We start from the raw sequence: 573 nt of genomic DNA, 5'->3' as shown, positions 1-573 counted from the left end.
GCTCGCCAGGCTCGAAGCCCAGGCGGCGGATGTCCGCCTCGTTGACGAACACCACCTCGCGCAGGCCGAACACGCCCCGGTAGCGGTCGTCCAGGCCATACAGGGTGGTGTTGTACTGGTCGTGGGAACGCAGGGTCTGCAGGATCAGGTCCGGCTTGTCGCCACGGGCCAGCACCTGGGCGTTGACCAGTTGCTCGGGCAACTGGCTGGCGGTGAAGCGGGCCTTGCCGCTGGCGGTGCGCCAGGTACGTTCGGCCGCGCTGTTGCCCAGGTGGAAACCGCCCGGATGCTGCAAGCGCGCGTTGAAATCGGCAAAGCCCGGAATGACATCGGCGATCAAGTCACGGATACGCGCATAGTCGCCGACGACATAGTCCCAGTCGATCGGATGGTTGCCCAGGGTGGCCTTGGCCATGCCGGCGATGATCGCCGGCTCCGAGCGCAGATGCGGCGAGCGCGGTTTCAACTGGCCATGGGAGATGTGCACCATGCTGAAGGTGTCTTCCACGGTGACGCCTTGCGGCCCCTCGGCCTGCAGGTCGATTTCCGTCCGGCCGAGGCACGGCAGGATCA

General features: G+C 66.3%; 1 pseudogene. It reads right to left on the bottom strand.

Features of this window, described 5'->3' with window-relative positions:
• A pseudogene (locus WCE05_RS25905) lies at positions 1–573 on the bottom strand (CbbBc protein); the annotation flags it as partial.

The organism is Pseudomonas sp. I2, from assembly GCF_040984075.1.
Taxonomy (GTDB): Bacteria; Pseudomonadota; Gammaproteobacteria; order Pseudomonadales; family Pseudomonadaceae; genus Aquipseudomonas; species Aquipseudomonas guariconensis_B.
The sequence above is the reverse complement of the archived record's forward strand: the minus strand, read 5'-3'. Positions and strand labels throughout refer to the sequence as shown.